Source organism: uncultured Tissierella sp. (assembly GCF_902479755.1).
In the GTDB taxonomy this organism is placed as follows: Bacteria; Bacillota; Clostridia; order Tissierellales; family Tissierellaceae; genus Tissierella; species Tissierella carlieri.
In genome coordinates this window covers 1-18,167 of record NZ_CABSQO010000025.1, presented here as the reverse complement: position 1 = coordinate 18,167, position 18,167 = coordinate 1, and the positions used below count along the sequence as shown (strand labels likewise).

Genomic DNA, 18,167 nt, shown 5'->3' with positions numbered 1-18,167 from the left:
AGGAATCTAATATGAAATTTAATTTAGTATACAAAACTATTTTAGAAGAATTGGATCAAGTATTTGAAAGAATTGACTACAAAGACATAGAACATCTTATGGATATGATAAATAAATCCGATAGAATATTTTTGATGGGAGTAGGAAGAGAAGGACTTGCGACTCGTGCCTTTGCCATGAGATTAATGCATTATGGAAAAGAAGTGCATTGGTGTTGGGATGATACAACTCCTGCTGTCAGAAAAGATGATCTTTTTATTTTCACGTCAGGGTCTGGAGAAATAGGGCATATCCATTATGTAGTAAATGAAATTAAAAAGGCTGGAGCCAATATAGCTCTTATAACAGGAGTTCCTGATAGGAAGACAGCAGAACTAGCAGATTTTGTTCTATGGGTACCTGCAAGTGTTTATAAAGGAAAAGATAATGTAGTACCGTCCATTCAACCCATGGGAAATTTATTTGAACAATCCTTGTTTATACTATTCGATATGATTATTATGAGTCTTGTAGATAATAGTGAGACTACTTTTGAGGAAATGTCAAATCGTCATAGAAATTTTGAATAATCATTTAAAATAGATATTGAGAGAAGGGATATAGATGTACTTTATTGGAGTTGATGTTGGAACTACATCGGTAAAAATACTTGCTATAGATGAATTAGGTAAAATTATAAAAACCGTTACCAAGGAATATCCTATTTACTTCCCTCAACCAATGTGGTCTGAACAAAATCCAGAGGACTGGTGGCAGCAGACTTTAAAGGGTTTAGATGAATTATTTAGGGGAATTAACAAGGCGGAAGTTAAGGGCATAGGATTAAGTGGTCAAATGCACGGGCTAGTTATCCTTGGTGAGGAAGATGAAGTCATTAGACCAGCCATACTTTGGAATGACCAAAGAACTGAAAAGGAATGTTATTATCTAAATAATATCGTTGGTAAAGCAAAGATTTCAGATTGGACTGGCAATATTGCATTAACAGGCTTTACTGCTCCTAAGATATTATGGGTAAGAGAAAATGAACCAGATAATTTTAATAGGATTAAAAAAATTATGCTGCCAAAGGATTATTTGGCATATAAAATCAGTGGTGAATGTGCAACTGATATGTCCGATGCATCAGGAACTCTATACTTAGATGTTAAAAATAGAAAATGGTCTAATGAGATGTTAAGTGTTTTAGGAATCTCAATAGAACAATTGCCTAGACTTTATGAGTCCTTTGAGGTTATTGGAAATATAAAGGAAGATTTAGCTGAAAGACTAGAATTACCAAAGGATGTAAAGATAGTAATTGGTGGTGGAGATCAGGCAGTTGCAGCCGTTGGTGGTGGAATAGTAGGAGAAAATGCATGCTCAGTATCTTTAGGAACATCTGGCGTGGTTTTCGCAAATTCGGAGGATTTTGTAGTAGATAATAATAACAGACTTCATTCATTCTGTAATGCAAATGGTAAATATCATGTCATGGGAGTTACCTTGGCAGCGGCAGCTTCTCTAAAGTGGTGGGTTGAAAATGTAAATGAATCTGATTTTGATAGTTTATTGGATGAAGCAAAGAATGTAAAAATAGATAATAATATTTTCTTCTTACCCTATTTAATAGGTGAAAGAACTCCTCATAATGATCCAAATGCTAGAGGTACCTTTATAGGGATGAATATGACAACTAAAAGAAAAGATATGACTAGAGCCATTCTAGAGGGTGTAGCATTTTCCCTTCGTGATACCTTTGAAATTATGAGGGATATGGGAATGAATATTGCTGAGATCACCATCAATGGCGGTGGAGGAAGGTCTGATTTGTGGTGCCAAATCATGGCAGATGTATTAAATGTAAAGGTTAACAAAGTAAATTCAGATGACGGCCCTGCATATGGAGCTGCAATTTTAGCTACTGTAGGATATGGATTATTTAAATCTGTAGATGAAGCTTGTAACACTTTTATAAAAATAACTGATACAATTCATCCAAGAGAAGACAGTGTATTGTTCTATGATGAAAAATATAATAAATTCAGGAAAATTTATCCTAATGTAAAGGATTTATTTAAAGAATTAGCTATATAAAACTAACAGAGCTCAAAAAAGAGCTCTGTTTTTAAACCTTATTAAATCCCTTAAAATTATATATTAAGTAAAAGCAAAGGATATGAATATGAATTTCTTTTATCTTTTAGTATATACTAAATATATCTAAAGATGAAAGGAAGGCATTTATGGAACAAAAATATATTGTAATAGCTGAAAATAAATTTTCTCAACCTATGGCAAGAGAAGATGCTATAAAAGCAGTAAAAGCATATGACCAAAAAGGTATAACTGGCTATATTGTATCTGAAGAAGAAGCCAGAAGAATTAAGGATCCTAGTAATTTTAATGAACCTAAATGGGAATAAAATTAAGTCATTACTCCAGAAAGCTTCTGGAGTTTTTTTATTGATTTACCCTAAACTGGACAATACTGGGATATTTGCTATAATTGTGGTATTAGTTAATCAAATTTATTTATAGGGAGATGTAGGATTTACAATAATTAAAATACGGAGGAAATAAAACTATGAGTAATTTACCAAATTGTCCTAAATGTAATTCCGAATACACTTATGAAGATAGAGATCTTTTTGTTTGTCCAGAGTGTGCTTATGAGTGGAATCAAGAATCAGAGGATGAAAATAATGAAAATCAAAAGATTGTAAAAGACGCAAATGGAAATATCTTAAATGATGGAGATACTATAACAGTAATCAAAGACCTTAAAGTAAAGGGAAGTTCATCAGTTGTAAAAATAGGTACTAAAGTCAAAAATATACGTTTAGTTGATGGAGATCATGATATTGATTGTAAAATTGATGGATTTGGAGCTATGAAGCTGAAATCTGAATTCGTTAAAAAACTATAGAATATATAAAACTATATAAGTATCTTAAGGATATCTTACGTTCCAGTCTGAATAAAAAAATCATCACTAACCTATAATAAAATATATGGGAGGTGGTGTGATGGAAGATAAAAATAAGCTTTCTCAAGTAACTTTAGCTAATATAGATAATGAAGAGTTAAAAGAAATACAAAACCTTGAACAAAAACTTGATGATAAATATTATATTCTTGCATTTAAGAAAACGGAAAATGAAACATTTTCTTAATTAGGAAATACCTTCTAGTATTATGCTACTAGAAGGTATTTTTTATAACTCATATTAAATTTCTAGCATATTTTGATTTTTTAAATAGAGTTTAATTTATATGAGTTTCAAGAAATTACTTTATAATTGCTTTAAGACAAATTTTTTATTTGCCGTATTTATAAAATTTGGTATAATCATGGCAAAGGGGGTAATGAACTTGAATATTGGTATTGATATAGGAGGAACTAATATAGGGGCTGGGCTTTTGGATGAAGATTTAAATATAATTTATAGAATAGAAATTCCTACTAGTAAAGATAGGGGTTATGATTTTGTCAAGTCTCAAATCATATCAATTATAGAAGATATGATATCCAAAGCCTCTAAATTAAATCATAAAATAGATTCTATTGGTATTGGTTTACCTGGGATTGTAGATATAGAGGGTAATAATGTTATATATAATGCTAATCTTAATTGGAACAATGTTCCTCTTGGAAAAAATCTAAGACATAGATTTGATATTCCAATAGATATAGAAAATGATGCTACCATTGCTGGAATCGCAGAATCTGCATTGGGGGTTATGAAGGGCTATTCTAATTCAGTTTTTATTACTCTCGGAACTGGAGTAGGTGGAGGAATTATTATCAATCATAAGGTATATACAGGAAGTCATGGTTTAGGCTCTGAAATAGGTCATATGATAGTGGGAGAAAACTTTTACGATTGTAATTGCGGGAATAATGGATGTCTAGAAACCTTTATATCTTCAACAGCAGTACGGAGATATGTCATAAATGAAATAGAGCATGGTTTTATAAATACCAGCATATTGAAAAATGTCAATAGTATTGAAGAAATAGATACTAAGTTAATATTTGAATGTGCAGAATTAGGTGATGAATTATCTAACAAGGCAGTGAATAGGATGGCTAAATACCTTGCTATAGGAATAGCAAATATTATCAATATTATAGATCCAGATATTATAGCCATAGGTGGAGGGGTAGCAAAGGCAGGAGATTTCTTTTTAGATAGAGTAAAGGATCTACTGCCTAGATATATTCTATTTAAAGAATTAGACTTTGGAGAAATTAAACTTGCCAAATTAGGTAATGATGCAGGAATTATAGGTGCAGCTATGTTAAAAGAATATAAATAGTAGGACTAAAATGTATGCTTTTGTAGTATGATATTGAATAATGTAGTCTTTATCCATTTTCATTATGCAAAATTACAGGTGAGTATAGACATAATAGGGTATTTACGATTGTTATATTTCAGTTCCGATAGTTTTATCTAAGTTAATTACTAATCTATAAAAGAGGGCTTAAGTCCCCTTTCATATTTCCAAAAATCTTCCACATACATACAAAAAAACATATATTTCCCGGGAAAAATACAAAAAATATATAAAAAATAGACAAGTGTCAAAACTTGTCTATTGGAATTTACCGTTGCCTTCTGGATTTCCGTAGTTTAAATCATCTCTTATCATGAGTACTACTGTAGGCTTGTGTAAACCTATATATTCATATAAATTCATTTCCTTATAATGTCTTAGATCTAAGATTCTTGTTTCATTAAAATGATAATATAGGAGTGGCTCCAATGCATTGGTGAATGAATCGCCGAATATAAGTAAATTTGGCAAATCCTCTCTATTGGTGTCTATAATTATCTCCTTTTGGTCTCCCCCCATATATATATTATAGGAGGGGTTTTCATCATTATTAATATAATATAATTTAGGATCTAATACTCCGTTGGTATATTTCTCATAGTCTATAGGGGTCCTCGGATATGCAATAGATACTTTTTCATCTGTTGGATGAAGGAAATAAAGTTGTCTATTTCGACTACCAAGTATTGGTTTATCTAAAGTAACTATATCTAATTCTTCTATGTCTAGAGGTTTTCCAATATCTAAGCCAAGGTCATTTCTTAACCTATCTATAATCTCTACATATGTTCTATAGGAACCTTTAAAACTAAAATGATGATCAGTCTTTAAATAATTTTCATTATTTTGGTCTTTTTTGAATACTTCATTCATATTAATATAGTTTATATTATTTTTTTCTAGATTATTAAACATCTTATTTTCATTTTCTACAAAATATCCTTCTTTATTTTCAAAATAGTTTTGGTATCTTGATTTGAAAAAGGATGATTGACCAGGCAATCCTACAAAATAAAATTCTCCGCCATTAGCTTTAATATGATTCTGTAGATTCTTCATATTTTCTGTCATTGCATTTAAGTTGTTTAAGTAATACTCCAAATTATTAGACAGTTCCTCTGTATAAAAAGGAAGTAAAGTATCCTCTTTTCCTATAATTATATTATTTATTTTGTGTTTACCTAAGACTTTCATATTAAGCAGAGTATATGATTTTATTAGATAATCTCTGCCTATTATATGATCTGATATATAGTTTTCCCATTCACTGAAGTATTGTCCATTCAAGAGTCTTTCATTGCTATACTGTGGCAATGGTGCTAGAGTTCTATTCTCTATATTAGAGACATTGACATTATATCTCATAGCTGTTAGTATGGGAATGGCAAATATTACTAGCAGAAATATTAATATTATTTTATATCTTAGAAATTTTTTCATTAGCTTTTCTCCTTAGGTTGAAGTCATTTTAATTATATATTATTGTGTCACTGTTTTCAATATTAGAGATATTTATTAATGAAAGGCCAATGCTAATAGGACTTTTAGTTAGGTTTAATATGTCGAAAAGTGGGTATATTTCCAAAATACAAATGAAAAGGGGTGAGTTTATTGCTTAAAAAAAGGAATTCTATTAAGGGTAAAATACTTACCATGTCAATTTTGGTTCTAATTGTTTCCAATATTGCCATTGGGTTATTGGGATACACTATTTCAAAGAGGCAATTAAATGGAAAAGGGGAAATAATTCTAGAAAATGCTGTAGAAGCGGCCATTCAAATGATTGATCTGGCACAACAAGGTGTAGAGAAAGGTTTATATACTCTTCCACAGGCTCAGGAAATGATAAAAGAGAAATTACTTGGTAAAATAACAGCTGAAGGTACTCGACCTATAGATTCCCCCTTGGATTTAGGAGAAAATGGATACTTTGTTGTATATAGTCAAGAGGGAGATGAGATTGCACATCCTAGCTTAGAAGGTAAAAATGTCTGGGACGTAAAGGATAAGTCTAAGGAAGAAGTTTTACTTGCGCAAGATAGTATAGCTAAGGCTAAAAGTGGCGGAGGTTTTACATACTATGACTGGTTTTTACCTCATAGTGAAAACATAGGAAGAAAGATTGTATATAATAAACTAGATCCTAATTGGGGATGGGTTGTAACAGCGGGAAGCTATGAAATGGATTTTAATAAAGGAGCATTAAATGTCCTTAAATATACAAGTATTGGAGTAGTGATTTTCCTTGTTTTAGTAACTGTAATTATGTATAACTTTTCTCATAAAATGGGTAAGGCATTGGAGACAGTTACAATCCGGGCAGAGAATATTGCTAGCCTAGATGTAAGTGAAAATATATCGGAAGCTTTAATTAATCGAAATGATGAGATTGGAATGTTGGCTAATTCTTTCCAGAGGATTATTGACAATCTTAGAGGCTTTGTGAAGCAGATATCTGATACATCAGAGCACCTTGCAATATCGTCAAAAGAGCTTACTATTTCAAGTGAACAATCAGCAGTATCAGCAAATGAGGTAGCCAGAGCTATTGAAGATATCGCCCAAGGAGCTACCCATCAGGCCATGGATACGGAAAATGGAGCAAAGCATATAAACGATTTAGGAGAGTTAGTGGAAAATAACGAAGAGTTTTTGAGAGAGTTAAATATTTCTACTGGGGAGATAGATAAATTAAAGGATGAAGGATTTGAAATTCTTAGGGAATTAATAAAAAATACTGAATCTAATAATAGAGCAACAATGAATATTCAAGATGTAATCTATAGCACAAATGAGAGTGCAGAGAAAATAGAAAAGGCTAGCAATATGATAAGAAGTATTGCTGAACAAACTAATCTATTGGCTTTAAATGCAGCCATAGAGGCAGCGAGGGCTGGAGAAGCAGGCAGAGGATTTGCAGTTGTAGCAGAGGAGATAAGGAAATTAGCAGAAGAGTCTAATGGATTTACTGAAGATATCACAGCGATTGTCAATGATTTGAGCAGTAAAACTCAAGAAGCTGTAGCTACTATGGATGAAGTAGCTAAAATTGCAGAGCTGCAAAGTGAAAGTGTAAGGGAAACTAATAATAAATTTATTGGAATTGCAAATGCTATTGAAAAGTCCAATGATGTAATTAGTTTTATCAATAAATCTGGAAAAGAGATTATGGACAAGAAGGATATTATTGTTGAAATAATTCAGACCTTATCAGCTATATCAGAGGAAAATGCAGCAGGAACTGAGGAGGCTTCAGCTTCTGTGGAAGAACAGACAGCAACTATGACCCAAATTGCTAATGCTAGTCAAATTTTAGGAGAGTTAGCATTTAGTATGCAGGAGAGTTTATCTAAATTTAAATATTAAGAGATAATATAAACGGATAAGGAAATTTCCTTATCCATTTTATAAATTACTTTGTTGATGCTATAGTCTTAGATAGCTCAATGATGCTTTCTGACAGTTGATTTAGTTTTCCCTCTATCCTAACTAATAGATATATAGATAAGACTATTGGAAAACCAAGGTTAGCTATTCCAGAATATATTTCACTCATTTAATCACCACCCCTTTAACAATTGACAATGTACAATTTACAATTGAAAGAATAAAAGATTAAGAGATTAAAATAAGGGGACATGTTGTCCCCTTATTTTAGATACTTAGCTTATTTACTGTTGTAGTTACTATTCTAGCTTCTTTTGCTTCTACTAGATTGAACATTTTAGAATCAAATATATTGCAAGTTATTATGGTATCCATAGCCTGAGATACTTCTTCAGGGGTTATATCTAGCCTTGGCTGATCGATACTAATCATAAACTTTTTGTTTGTTTCATCAAGAAACTCCATTTCTAATTTAGTCTTTTCCATTAAATCACCACCTTTCCTAAAACTTTTCACTATTGACTGCTTTTCTACTACTCTTCAATTAAACTAGTGGTTTCAATTCTTTGCACTTTCAATAAAGGTCTATTCTGTAGACTAGCTATAGCCTTAGCAGCAGCATGTAGATTTAAATCATCAGCTGTAGTCTTTATTTGTGCAAAGGTCTTAGGATGGACTTTTTGTTTTCCATTTACTACTCCATCATCAAACTCAAGTCTTAATGTTAATTTTTCCTTTAAAACATCAATTGCCATATTTTCACCTCCCTCTAATCAATTCATAGCCAAAGGCCACTTACGCAATTCACAGTTCACAATTAACAATTGAAAAGATAAAGATAGCGATACCAATACCAATTCAATTTATCCTTCATAAAACCTAGCTTTATTTGGATAGTCAACAGTGAATTATGTCTTACAACTATTAAATAGAAATAGAAAAGATAATTTACTATGGGAAATTAAATTTTTAAATAATATATAGCGGAAACACTAGATATAAATCTATGAAATAAGGAAAGCAGAGGATTTGAAGCCGGAGATGAGTTAAATGTCTCTATTGGTATTTTGATTTATATTTCTTTATAAATATAGTGCAGAATTTACAAAATTTTCAAAAAATAGCCACAAAATTCTAAATAAAGCAAAATAATATTAGTAGATTGTTTATCAGCTAATTAGGAGAATAAGACGTTAGCAATAGATATATTTCTGTTTATAGACATAAGAATGTATTTTATGATTAGCAGAAAGAAGTAGATAAAGAGATATTTTGTATGTAATAAAAAATTTTCTTATTAAATATGACAGATATATTTATAGAGTAACAATTATTAATGTTATTGTATATTTTTTAATCTGATAATGATTTAAAGTGGTATACATAAAAGCCCCTTTTTTAAAGGAATAAAAGGGTATTGACAATAATTTACATCTATTAAAGTGTGTCATAACTTGCTCCTAGACTTTGTTTTAAATTAAGTATTATCATATAAAAGAGACAAGTATAACTATTAAAGGAGGGGTATTTGTATGAAAAGACTGTTATCGCTGATTCTTTCTTTAATCATCCTTATGTCTACAGGCATAATTGTATTGGGGCAAGGGAGTGATTATGAAGACAATTGGGCGAAGAGTGAAATCAACTACATGAAAGATAAGGGAATTCTTTCAGGTTATCCAGATGGAACATTTAGACCTACTAACAACATGAGTAAATCAGAATTTTACAAAGTTGTTAATGGTATAATGGGTTTTACTCAAAGATCTGAGGTTAACTTTAATGATGTAAGTCCTACAGATTGGTACTATGATGAGGTACAAAAGGGAGTGGGGGCTAATTATATACTTCCAGGAACATCATTAAATGCTAATGAGAACATTACTAGGGGAGAAGTTGCCAGAATAATTGGCATTATTTTTGGAATAGAAGAGGACAAAGCTGAAGCGTCTAAATTTACAGATAGTTTAACTTTACCTGAGGAACTTAAAGGTGTTGTCGGTGGGTTAAAGAAAAATGGATATATAAATGGTTATCCAGATGGAACTTTTAGAGCAAATGCAGAGATTACAAGAGCTGAAGTAGTTAAGATGCTATATAACATTTCAGGTGAAATAGTTAATGTATCGGGAACTATAAATAAAAATACAAATACAAATCTTATAGTAAATACAAAAGATGTAATGCTGAAGGATATAGTAATCGGAGGAAATTTATACTTAACAGAAGGTATAGGGGAAGGCAATACAATTCTTGATAATGTAGTAGTAAAGGGTAAAGTAATTGTTAATGGAGGAGGATTAAATAGTTTAAGTATTATAAATTCCCAATTAAATTCAGTATCTGTCGATAAAAAGCAAGGGTTAGCAAATGTAGTTCTTTCTAACACAACAGTGGGAGAAGTTAAAATTGTAAAACAAATGAGATTAGAGCTTACTCAAGGAAGCTATATAAAGAAAGCTGAACTAAGGGATAAGGCAGATATTATATTAGCAAATGGCACATCAATAGATGACCTTAATGTAATTGGAGGAGATATAGTTATAGATTCAAAAGGTACAATAAAGTCTCTTAAATCAGGAAATCAAATTAAAGTTAACGGATCAACATTAAAAGCTAATGTAGAGTATAAGGTAGTAAATGGAAAGTTAGAAGAATCTAATCCAACTGTAGCATCGACCAAAAAGTCAACCACTACAAAGCCATCTACAAGACCAGACCCAGTAACATTAAACAGAATTTCGATTAAATCATTACCTGATAAGTTGGTTTATACAGTAGATGATGAGTTGGATATTACAGGTTTAGTTATAGAAGGAATATATAGTGATGGTAGTAGAGAAATAGAGAGAGTAACAAAATCTAGTATAACAGGGTTTGATAGTAGACAGCCAGCAGAAAGACAAGTTTTGACTATAAAAGTTGGGGGGAGAACTGCTACTTATACAATAAAGATTCAAGCAAATGATCCAATAAAACCAGAAGTAAATAAAAGAAAATTGGCAGAAGCAATAGCTGAAGCTAGAAGAAAGGATGAAGAAGATTATACAGAGGAATCTTGGAAACCATTTGAAGTAGCTTTAGATATAGCTATAGAGGTAAATGAAGATAATGAGGCTACACAAAGAGAAATTAATCAAGCATTATCAGAACTAAATGCCAGAATGAATGGATTGGTAAAAAGAGAAGGAGAAAATCCAGATCCAGAGCCTATAGAAGTAGATAAAACTGCATTAATAGCTGCTATAAATAGAGCAGAAGAAAAAAATGAAGAGGATTATACTCCAGAAACATGGGAACCATTTATTGAGGCTCTAGAAGCAGCAATAATAGTAAGAGATAATCCAGAAGCTACTCAAAGGGAAGTTAATGATGCACTATATGAATTAAATGACAAAAGGGATGCATTAGTAGAAGAAGAGCCATCAAATCCAGAACCAGTAGTAAATAAATCAGAATTAATAGCTGCAATAGATAGAGCAGAAAGAATGAATAAAGAAGATTATACAATAGAAACATGGGAGGACCTTGAAATAGCACTGGAAGCAGCTATAGAAGTTATAGAAGATTTAGAAGCTACTCAAAGTGAGGTAGATCGAGCATTAGAAAATTTAAATGCAGCAATAGAAGGCTTAAAAATGAAAGAAAATCCAGTAGAACCATCCATTACAAACATCCTACCAGATCAAGATATATCCCTTAAAGCTGGTGATGCATTAGAGGTCAGCTTTAATGCACCAGAAGGTGGTAGAGCTTACTTCAGATTACTTCTTCCATCTGATACGCATAGAAATAGAATGGCTGATGAAAAGGCTAATGAATATGAAATGGAAATGATAGAAACAAAGCCGGGATATTATTTAGGAACTTGGGTGGTAGGAGAAGAGATAAACGCATTGAATCTGGAAGTTGAAGTAAACTTTGTAAGTGCTGAAGGAGATAGAATAAGAGAGATAGCAGAAGGAAGAGTAAATATAACAATGGAAGATCCAGAGCCGGAAGTAGATAAAAGAGCATTGGAAGAAGCAATAGCAGAAGCTATGGCAAAGAAAGAAGATGATTATACGGAAGAATCTTGGAGAGACTTTGCAGAAGCTTTACAAGAGGCTATAGAGATAAATGAAAATGATGAAGCTACTCAGGAAGAAGTTAATATGGTATTAACTAGATTAAATACTTGTATGAGTGAATTGGTAGAGAAAGAAGGTCCTGTAGATCCAGTGGAAGAACCAAGAATAATGGTAGAGGTTCGTAATTCATCACCTAATTTTTTCCCAGCCTTAATTCAGATAAAGGTAGCGGTTGAAAATATAGCTAATGCTGGAAAGTATGATGTAGAATATCAGTTATCTGGAGGAGAAAATTCGAATACTTCTATATTTGATTTAGGTACATGGTCTACAGAATCATTTTTCTTCAATCCAAAAACTATAACGGATAAGGTAACTATTAGAATTTATGATGTTGAGAAGAATTTATTATACACATTTGCAGATGTAGTGTTAGTAAATCCAATGATTCCAAAATAATCATCCACAGTAATTCAAAATTACCTTGGATCAATCATTTTTTAAATGAATGATTAAATAAAATTTAAAGGGGGAAGCGATTTGAAGAGGATGAATAGGATTTTAGCATTATTACTTGTACTAACTCTGATAATACCAGGGTTCACCTTTGCAGAAAGTGAAAATTCAACTCAGGGGGAAACATTAACAAGAGCAATAGAAAAGTTTAAGGCTGATGAAAACGCTGAAAAGATTAAACTAGAGGACGAATTAGGAGAATTTTTTGAAGATGAGGATGAGGTCAGGATTATTGTGGAATTAAAATCTGATCCATCAATAGTTTACGCTACAGAAAGAAATTTAAGATATGAAGAAATGTCAAAATCTTCAATCAAAGAAATCGAAAGAAGAATAGATGATGAACAAACGCAGGTCAAGAAAAACATTGAATCCAGCAGAGTGGATATGAAGTTTATAAATAGCTTCAATACAACATTTAATGGATTCAGTGGTATGGTCAAATTTGGAGATATTAAGGTTATTGAAGGTTTGCCTCAAGTCAACAAAGTATATATATCTAATGAATATGAAAGACCAGAAATAAAACCTGATATGGATACATCCAAGGATATGATTGGAACACTTCCAACTTGGGACATAGGATATAAGGGTGAAGGTACTGTTGTGGCTATTATAGACTCTGGTATTGATCCAAGCCATAGAGATATGGTACTTAGTGAAGGAACTAATCCAAAGATCACTAGAGAAACATTGGAAGGAAAGAATTTGCTTGGTAAATATTATACTGAGAAGGTTCCTTATGGATATAACTATTATGACTTAAATAGCGAAATATTAGATTTAGGTCCAGATGCATCAATGCATGGCATGCATGTAGCTGGTACAGCAGGAGCAAATGGTGATATCGATAATGGAGGAATCAAAGGAGTAGCTCCAGAATGTCAATTACTTGCTATGAAGGTATTTTCCAATGATCCAATTTATTCAACTACATTCAGTGATATATATCTAGTAGCCATAGATGAGGCCATAAGACTTGGTGCTGATGTTTTAAATATGAGTCTAGGTTCAACAGCATCTTTCTATGTTCCAGAATCGGCAGAAGATGTTGCAATAACCAATGCTACAAATAATGGAATAGTATGCTCAGTTTCGGCAGGAAATTCTGGTTCAATGACCTATGGATGGACGGGAAACAGCGGATATCCATGGAAACAAAATCCTGACATAGGTGTAGTAGGTGCCCCAGGACTCAATAAAGATACTATACAGGTAGCATCAATTGAAAATACTCATCGAAAAGTAAATGGATTGACTTATATAAAAGATGATGAGGAACACAAGGTTCCAATGGCAATAGCAGGGAATATTAATCCAGCAACAGTACTCTCTGGGACTCAAGAGTTTATAGATGGTGGTTCAGGTCATCCGTCAGAACTTACTAATGTAGCTGGTAAAATAGCCCTAGTGGTTCGTGGTGGATTAACACCTAACTTTACTGAAAAAATAGAGAATGCTCAGAATGCAGGTGCAGTAGGTATTATAGTACGTAACCATGAAACTGGTGGAGAAGACTTAGTAAATATGGCTATACCAGATTCTCACACCATACCAGCAGTATTTATAGGTTATAACGGTGGGATAGCTTTATTAGAATTAGAAAATAAGGAAGTATTGTTTACAGATGAAATAATGACTATACCCAATATTAATGCAGGAAAAATGGCAGAATCTACATCATGGGGAGTTACTCCCTCATTAGATTTTAAGCCTGAAATAACAGCACCAGGTGCACAGATATATTCTACATTAAATGATAATGAATATGGAACAATGAGTGGTACTTCAATGGCAGCGCCTCATGTGGCAGGCGGCTCTGCTCTTGTTATGGAGTACATTAAAGAACATGAAATCTATGGTGAATTAGATTTATCAGAGCAAACTAGACTTGCTAAGGTACTATTGATGAATACAGCTATACCAGCATTGGATCAATATGAAACTGAATATTCACCTAGAAGACAAGGGGCAGGTATAATGGACCTTTATGGTGCAGTATCTACTCCAGTGAGAGTAGTAGATGACAGAACTAATGAAGCAAAGGTAGAATTAAAGGATTTTGAAGATACAGAGTTTACTATGAGATTTAAAGCTATAAATGATTCAAATACAGATGTAACATACAATGTAGATGTTACAGTTTTAGCAGATTATATTCATCCGTCAGGTTTGAATCTATTGCTATCTGATTATATCTACGATGCAGATATAGATAAACCAGATTCAGTTACTATTCCAGCAAATGGAGAATATGTATTTGAAGTGACTGTAGATATAGGAACAGATTCTACAGTTTATAGAAATATGTTTGTCGAAGGTTTTGTTACTTTGGTTGACCCTACCGATGAAAAACCAACACTTTCAGTTCCATATGTAGGATTTTATGGCGACTGGGGAGAACCTGCTATTCTTGATGGTATGAGATTTATTGATCCTACAGGAAGCTCTTATTTCAATGCATCAGGTATGTTATATTGGGATGCTAAAGATAATGGATATTTCTATACTACACCACATATATTCATGAATCCGGGAACAGTAGCTGGACGTGAGAGAGGTACTGGCAATATAATGCCGTATTTATCATTTATGAGAAATGCGGAATCAGTTAATTATAATATATTAGATAGTGAAGGTAATCTATTGAGAACTATCTTGATGCAGCAATACAAGAGAAAGAATTATATTAATGGAGGCATAAATCAACCTGTTGGAATGATTACTGCTGCACAGTGGGATGGAATAGTAAATGGTGAAGTTGTACCAGATGGAAACTATTTCTATGAAATCGCTGCTAAAATCCATTATGGCGGAGCAGAAGTACAATCTAAGAAGATTCCAATAACTATTGATACAATTGGACCAGAAATAAGCAATTTATTATATAATCCACAGACAAATAAGCTTACTTGGAATTCAGTGGACAAAGGCACAGGTATATTAGGATTCATGTTTAATATAAATGGACAGGAAATAGAAGCAGTTGTTCTTGGAGAAGAAGGAAAGACTTCATATGAATTAGATATGAAATCATATATAACTGATGCAAAAGAATATAATATAGAAGTAATATCCGTGGATAAATTATATAACACGAATCTTGCTGAACTTACTTTTAATATAGATAACACTCATCCATATATATATATCTACGAGCCTAAACTACTTGAAATGTATACTACGAATGATATATTATTTGAAGGCTATGTTGCAAATTTCTCATTATTAGATAAGGTACTCGTGAATAATGTTGAAGCTGATATTGAGTTTAAAGACCATGTGGATTTATATCACCCAGATGATCCAAGTACACGCATTTACTCAGGACCGGCATTTAAGTTTACAAAAACTTTAGCCATGGAAGATGGCTATCAAGAAGCTAAGATAGAGGCTGTATCCAAGACTGGAGCATCCAGTAGTTTAGTGAGAAGATTTTATGTAGACACTACTGATCCAGAGCTAAATATAGATATATTAAATATCGATGAAGAATCAAAAACAGCAGAACTAGAAATTACAATGATGGATAATTTGGGATATCTAGAGTTATTCCTAGGTGACAGTCAGATATATGTTTATGACTATCCTCTTGTTATAGTTGAGCCTGCTAATGAAACAATAAACCACACCATAAATCTTGTAGAAGGAGAGAATTATTTCCTATTTACTTTAAAGGACGGAGCAGGGCATAGTACAGTTAAATCTATAATTGTTAATCTAGAATCAGGAGAAGGACCACAAGAGCCATCTATTAGAAATATTAAACCATCAAGAGATGTTGAACTTGAAGCTGGCGGCTCTTTAAATATAAGCTTCAATGCTCCAACTGGCGGATCTGCATATTATAGAATACTGCTTCCACTTGAAGTAAGCAGAAGCAGCTATGGAACTCCAATGACTGAAGAATCATCCGGACTATATACAGCTACTTGGACAGCTCCAGATGGATTTATAGCATCAAATTTAGCAATAGAAGTAGTATATGTTGCTGAAGATGGCACTGAAATATTTGAAACAGCAGAAGGAAAAGTAACTGTGAAAGGGGCTATGAAGAATATCCCTGCAAACTCCATTATATTAGGGGATGAGGCATTTGATATGGACTTTTTAGATAATGATGCAAGTGCACAGAGAAAGTTAACTGAATGGTATAATGCTGGAAAGCCAGCTTATATCAAGCTTGGATCCAATACTATAGTGGATGAAGATGGTAATCTAGTAGATTTAGATATTTTACCAAATAGATTGATTCATAAAGATGCATTTGGAACCATAAGGATATTTGAGAGATATTAAAGTAAATAGAAATGTTACCCCTAAAAGATGTTTAGGGGTAACTTTCTTATTTAACTAGATATTGACAAATTATTGGAAAATAATATAAAAAAGTCAAGAAACTATAAGCACTTGCCATACTTTGATAAATATTAACAATATCTCAGAATATTAAGTAAATCATGACAATGAATGGAATAATTAAGGGGCGGTGATAAATTACTCCTTATGACATATATATAGAAATTAAAATAGTTTGCTAAAGTTTTACTTTTACATAATTAAAAAAAGGAGGTGTAAAAGAGATTAAATATTTTGCAAAAAACTAAAGGGGGGAATTGTTGAATGTCAAAGAACAAACAAGTAAGAAAAGTATTATCCCTAATAATAAGCCTTATTATGGTAATGGGATATTTTACATCCTTTGTTTATGCAGAGAACAACCAACTTAGTTCAGCAAAAGAAGATTTATATGAATTAGCTGCAAATAAGATTTCAGCTGAGGTAAAGGAAGACATAGATAATGAACATCTAGTGGAAATACTCATATATATGGCGGAACAAGTGGATACAGAAAGAGTAGCCCATGCTACAAGATCAGCTGTATCATCAGCTATGACGCCATATCAAACTAAGCTGGAAGTAAGAAGTGCCGTAGTGGAATCTCTAAAAGATACTGCAGAAATGACTCAAGCTAATGTTCTAAAATATTTAGAACAAGAGATGGAAAACGGAAATGTAGTAGAATTTACACCTTATCATATAGTTAATATGGTATATGTAAAAGCTACAAAGGAAGTAATAGAAAATCTTTCCTATATGCCAGAAGTAGATAAAATCTACAAAAATAAAACCCATACATTAGAAAACCCAGAGATGAGTAATGAAATAGAACCTACAGCTAATGGAGTAGAGTGGAATGTTGAAAAAGTAAAGGCGGATCAAGCATGGGATCTAGGATACGATGGAACAGGAGTAGTAGTAGCAAATATAGACTCAGGAGTAGATTGGACTCATCCAGCACTTAAGAATAAATGGAGAGGCTATGACCCAACTACAGGAGCTACAAGTGCTAATGGAAACTGGTTTGACCCTGTATACAACGCAGCATTACCAGCAGATTCAGACGACCATGGAACTCACGTAATGGGAACAATGGTTGGGCAAGAACCAGATGGATCTAATAAAATAGGTATGGCACCAGGGGCAAAATGGATAGCAGCAAGAGTATTTAATACTGCTGGTTCTACAACAGATGCTATATTATTATCAGCAGCACAATGGATGTTAGCACCAGGTGGAAATCCAGATAATGCTCCAGATGTGGTTAATAACTCATGGGGTGGAGGGGCTGGAATAGATGATTGGTACAGAGAGGCTGTTAGAAACTGGAGAGCAGCAGAGATATTTCCAGCATTTGCAGCAGGAAACCAAAGATTAGGGGAACCGGCGCCTTGGCCAGGATCTATATCATGCCCAGCTAACTATCCCGAATCCTTTGCAGTAGCTGCAACTGATAGAAATGATATAAGAGCATATTTCTCAAAACTTGGACCATCACCATATGATGAATCCTTAATTAAACCAAATATA

Annotated in this window: 14 protein-coding genes; 10 read left to right on the top strand and 4 right to left on the bottom strand. The window is 32.7% G+C overall.

Features of this window, described 5'->3' with window-relative positions; genetic code table 11:
* The first annotated feature begins 11 nt into the window (after positions 1-11).
* The 6 genes from hxlB (at position 12) to RDK80_RS13375 (ending at position 4,302) form a co-directional block, all read left to right on the top strand.
* The gene (gene hxlB, locus RDK80_RS13400) at positions 12-569 is read left to right on the top strand and encodes a 6-phospho-3-hexuloisomerase (protein WP_256311116.1); all 558 of its coding nucleotides are present in this window, start codon (positions 12-14) and stop codon (positions 567-569) included.
* Between the two features lie 34 nt (positions 570-603).
* The gene (gene xylB / locus RDK80_RS13395) at positions 604-2,076 is read left to right on the top strand and encodes a xylulokinase (protein WP_216560232.1); all 1,473 of its coding nucleotides are present in this window, start codon (positions 604-606) and stop codon (positions 2,074-2,076) included.
* 149 nt (positions 2,077-2,225) lie between these two features.
* Entirely contained in the window at positions 2,226-2,405 is a 180-nt protein-coding gene (locus tag RDK80_RS13390) for a hypothetical protein (RefSeq protein WP_216560228.1), read from the top strand.
* Between the two features lie 161 nt (positions 2,406-2,566).
* Positions 2,567-2,908: a zinc ribbon domain-containing protein YjdM gene (locus tag RDK80_RS13385; RefSeq protein WP_216560226.1), complete on the top strand. Its 342-nt coding sequence runs from the start codon at positions 2,567-2,569 to the stop codon at positions 2,906-2,908.
* A gap of 100 nt (positions 2,909-3,008) precedes the next feature.
* Positions 3,009-3,155 carry a hypothetical protein gene (locus RDK80_RS13380; RefSeq protein ID WP_201259814.1) on the top strand — a complete coding sequence of 49 codons (147 nt, stop codon included), beginning with the start codon at positions 3,009-3,011 and terminating at the stop codon, positions 3,153-3,155.
* Between the two features lie 199 nt (positions 3,156-3,354).
* Positions 3,355-4,302: an ROK family protein gene (locus tag RDK80_RS13375; RefSeq protein WP_216560224.1), complete on the top strand. Its 948-nt coding sequence runs from the start codon at positions 3,355-3,357 to the stop codon at positions 4,300-4,302.
* Positions 4,303-4,581: 279 nt separating this feature from the next.
* Here the strand turns inward: RDK80_RS13375 and RDK80_RS13370 are convergent, their stop codons facing one another.
* A complete protein-coding gene (locus RDK80_RS13370) occupies positions 4,582-5,763 on the bottom strand; it encodes a DHHW family protein (RefSeq protein WP_216560222.1) in 1,182 nt (393 codons plus the stop codon).
* A gap of 171 nt (positions 5,764-5,934) precedes the next feature.
* On the opposite strand from RDK80_RS13370, the gene RDK80_RS13365 reads away from it, so the two are divergent.
* Positions 5,935-7,689: a methyl-accepting chemotaxis protein gene (locus RDK80_RS13365; protein ID WP_216560220.1), complete on the top strand. Its 1,755-nt coding sequence runs from the start codon at positions 5,935-5,937 to the stop codon at positions 7,687-7,689.
* A 46-nt stretch (positions 7,690-7,735) separates the two neighbouring features.
* Here the strand turns inward: RDK80_RS13365 and RDK80_RS13360 are convergent, their stop codons facing one another.
* The 3 genes from RDK80_RS13360 to RDK80_RS13350 form a co-directional block, all read right to left on the bottom strand.
* Complete coding sequence (locus RDK80_RS13360) at positions 7,736-7,879, bottom strand: YvrJ family protein (RefSeq protein ID WP_094901170.1); 144 nt, start codon at positions 7,877-7,879, stop codon at positions 7,736-7,738.
* Positions 7,880-7,977: 98 nt separating this feature from the next.
* Positions 7,978-8,196: a DUF2922 domain-containing protein gene (locus tag RDK80_RS13355; protein ID WP_094901172.1), complete on the bottom strand. Its 219-nt coding sequence runs from the start codon at positions 8,194-8,196 to the stop codon at positions 7,978-7,980.
* Between the two features lie 47 nt (positions 8,197-8,243).
* On the bottom strand, positions 8,244-8,465 hold the full coding sequence (locus tag RDK80_RS13350; RefSeq protein WP_216560217.1) for a DUF1659 domain-containing protein: 222 nt from the start codon (positions 8,463-8,465) through the stop codon (positions 8,244-8,246).
* Between the two features lie 777 nt (positions 8,466-9,242).
* Between RDK80_RS13350 and RDK80_RS13345 the strand changes: the two genes are divergently transcribed.
* The 3 genes from RDK80_RS13345 to RDK80_RS13335 form a co-directional block, all read left to right on the top strand.
* Complete coding sequence (locus RDK80_RS13345) at positions 9,243-12,239, top strand: S-layer homology domain-containing protein (RefSeq protein ID WP_216560214.1); 2,997 nt, start codon at positions 9,243-9,245, stop codon at positions 12,237-12,239.
* 90 nt (positions 12,240-12,329) lie between these two features.
* Complete coding sequence (locus tag RDK80_RS13340; RefSeq protein WP_308524560.1) at positions 12,330-16,595, top strand: S8 family serine peptidase; 4,266 nt, start codon at positions 12,330-12,332, stop codon at positions 16,593-16,595.
* A 324-nt stretch (positions 16,596-16,919) separates the two neighbouring features.
* On the top strand, positions 16,920-18,167 hold a 1,248-nt coding region (locus RDK80_RS13335), incomplete at its 3' end, for a S8 family serine peptidase (RefSeq protein WP_308524536.1).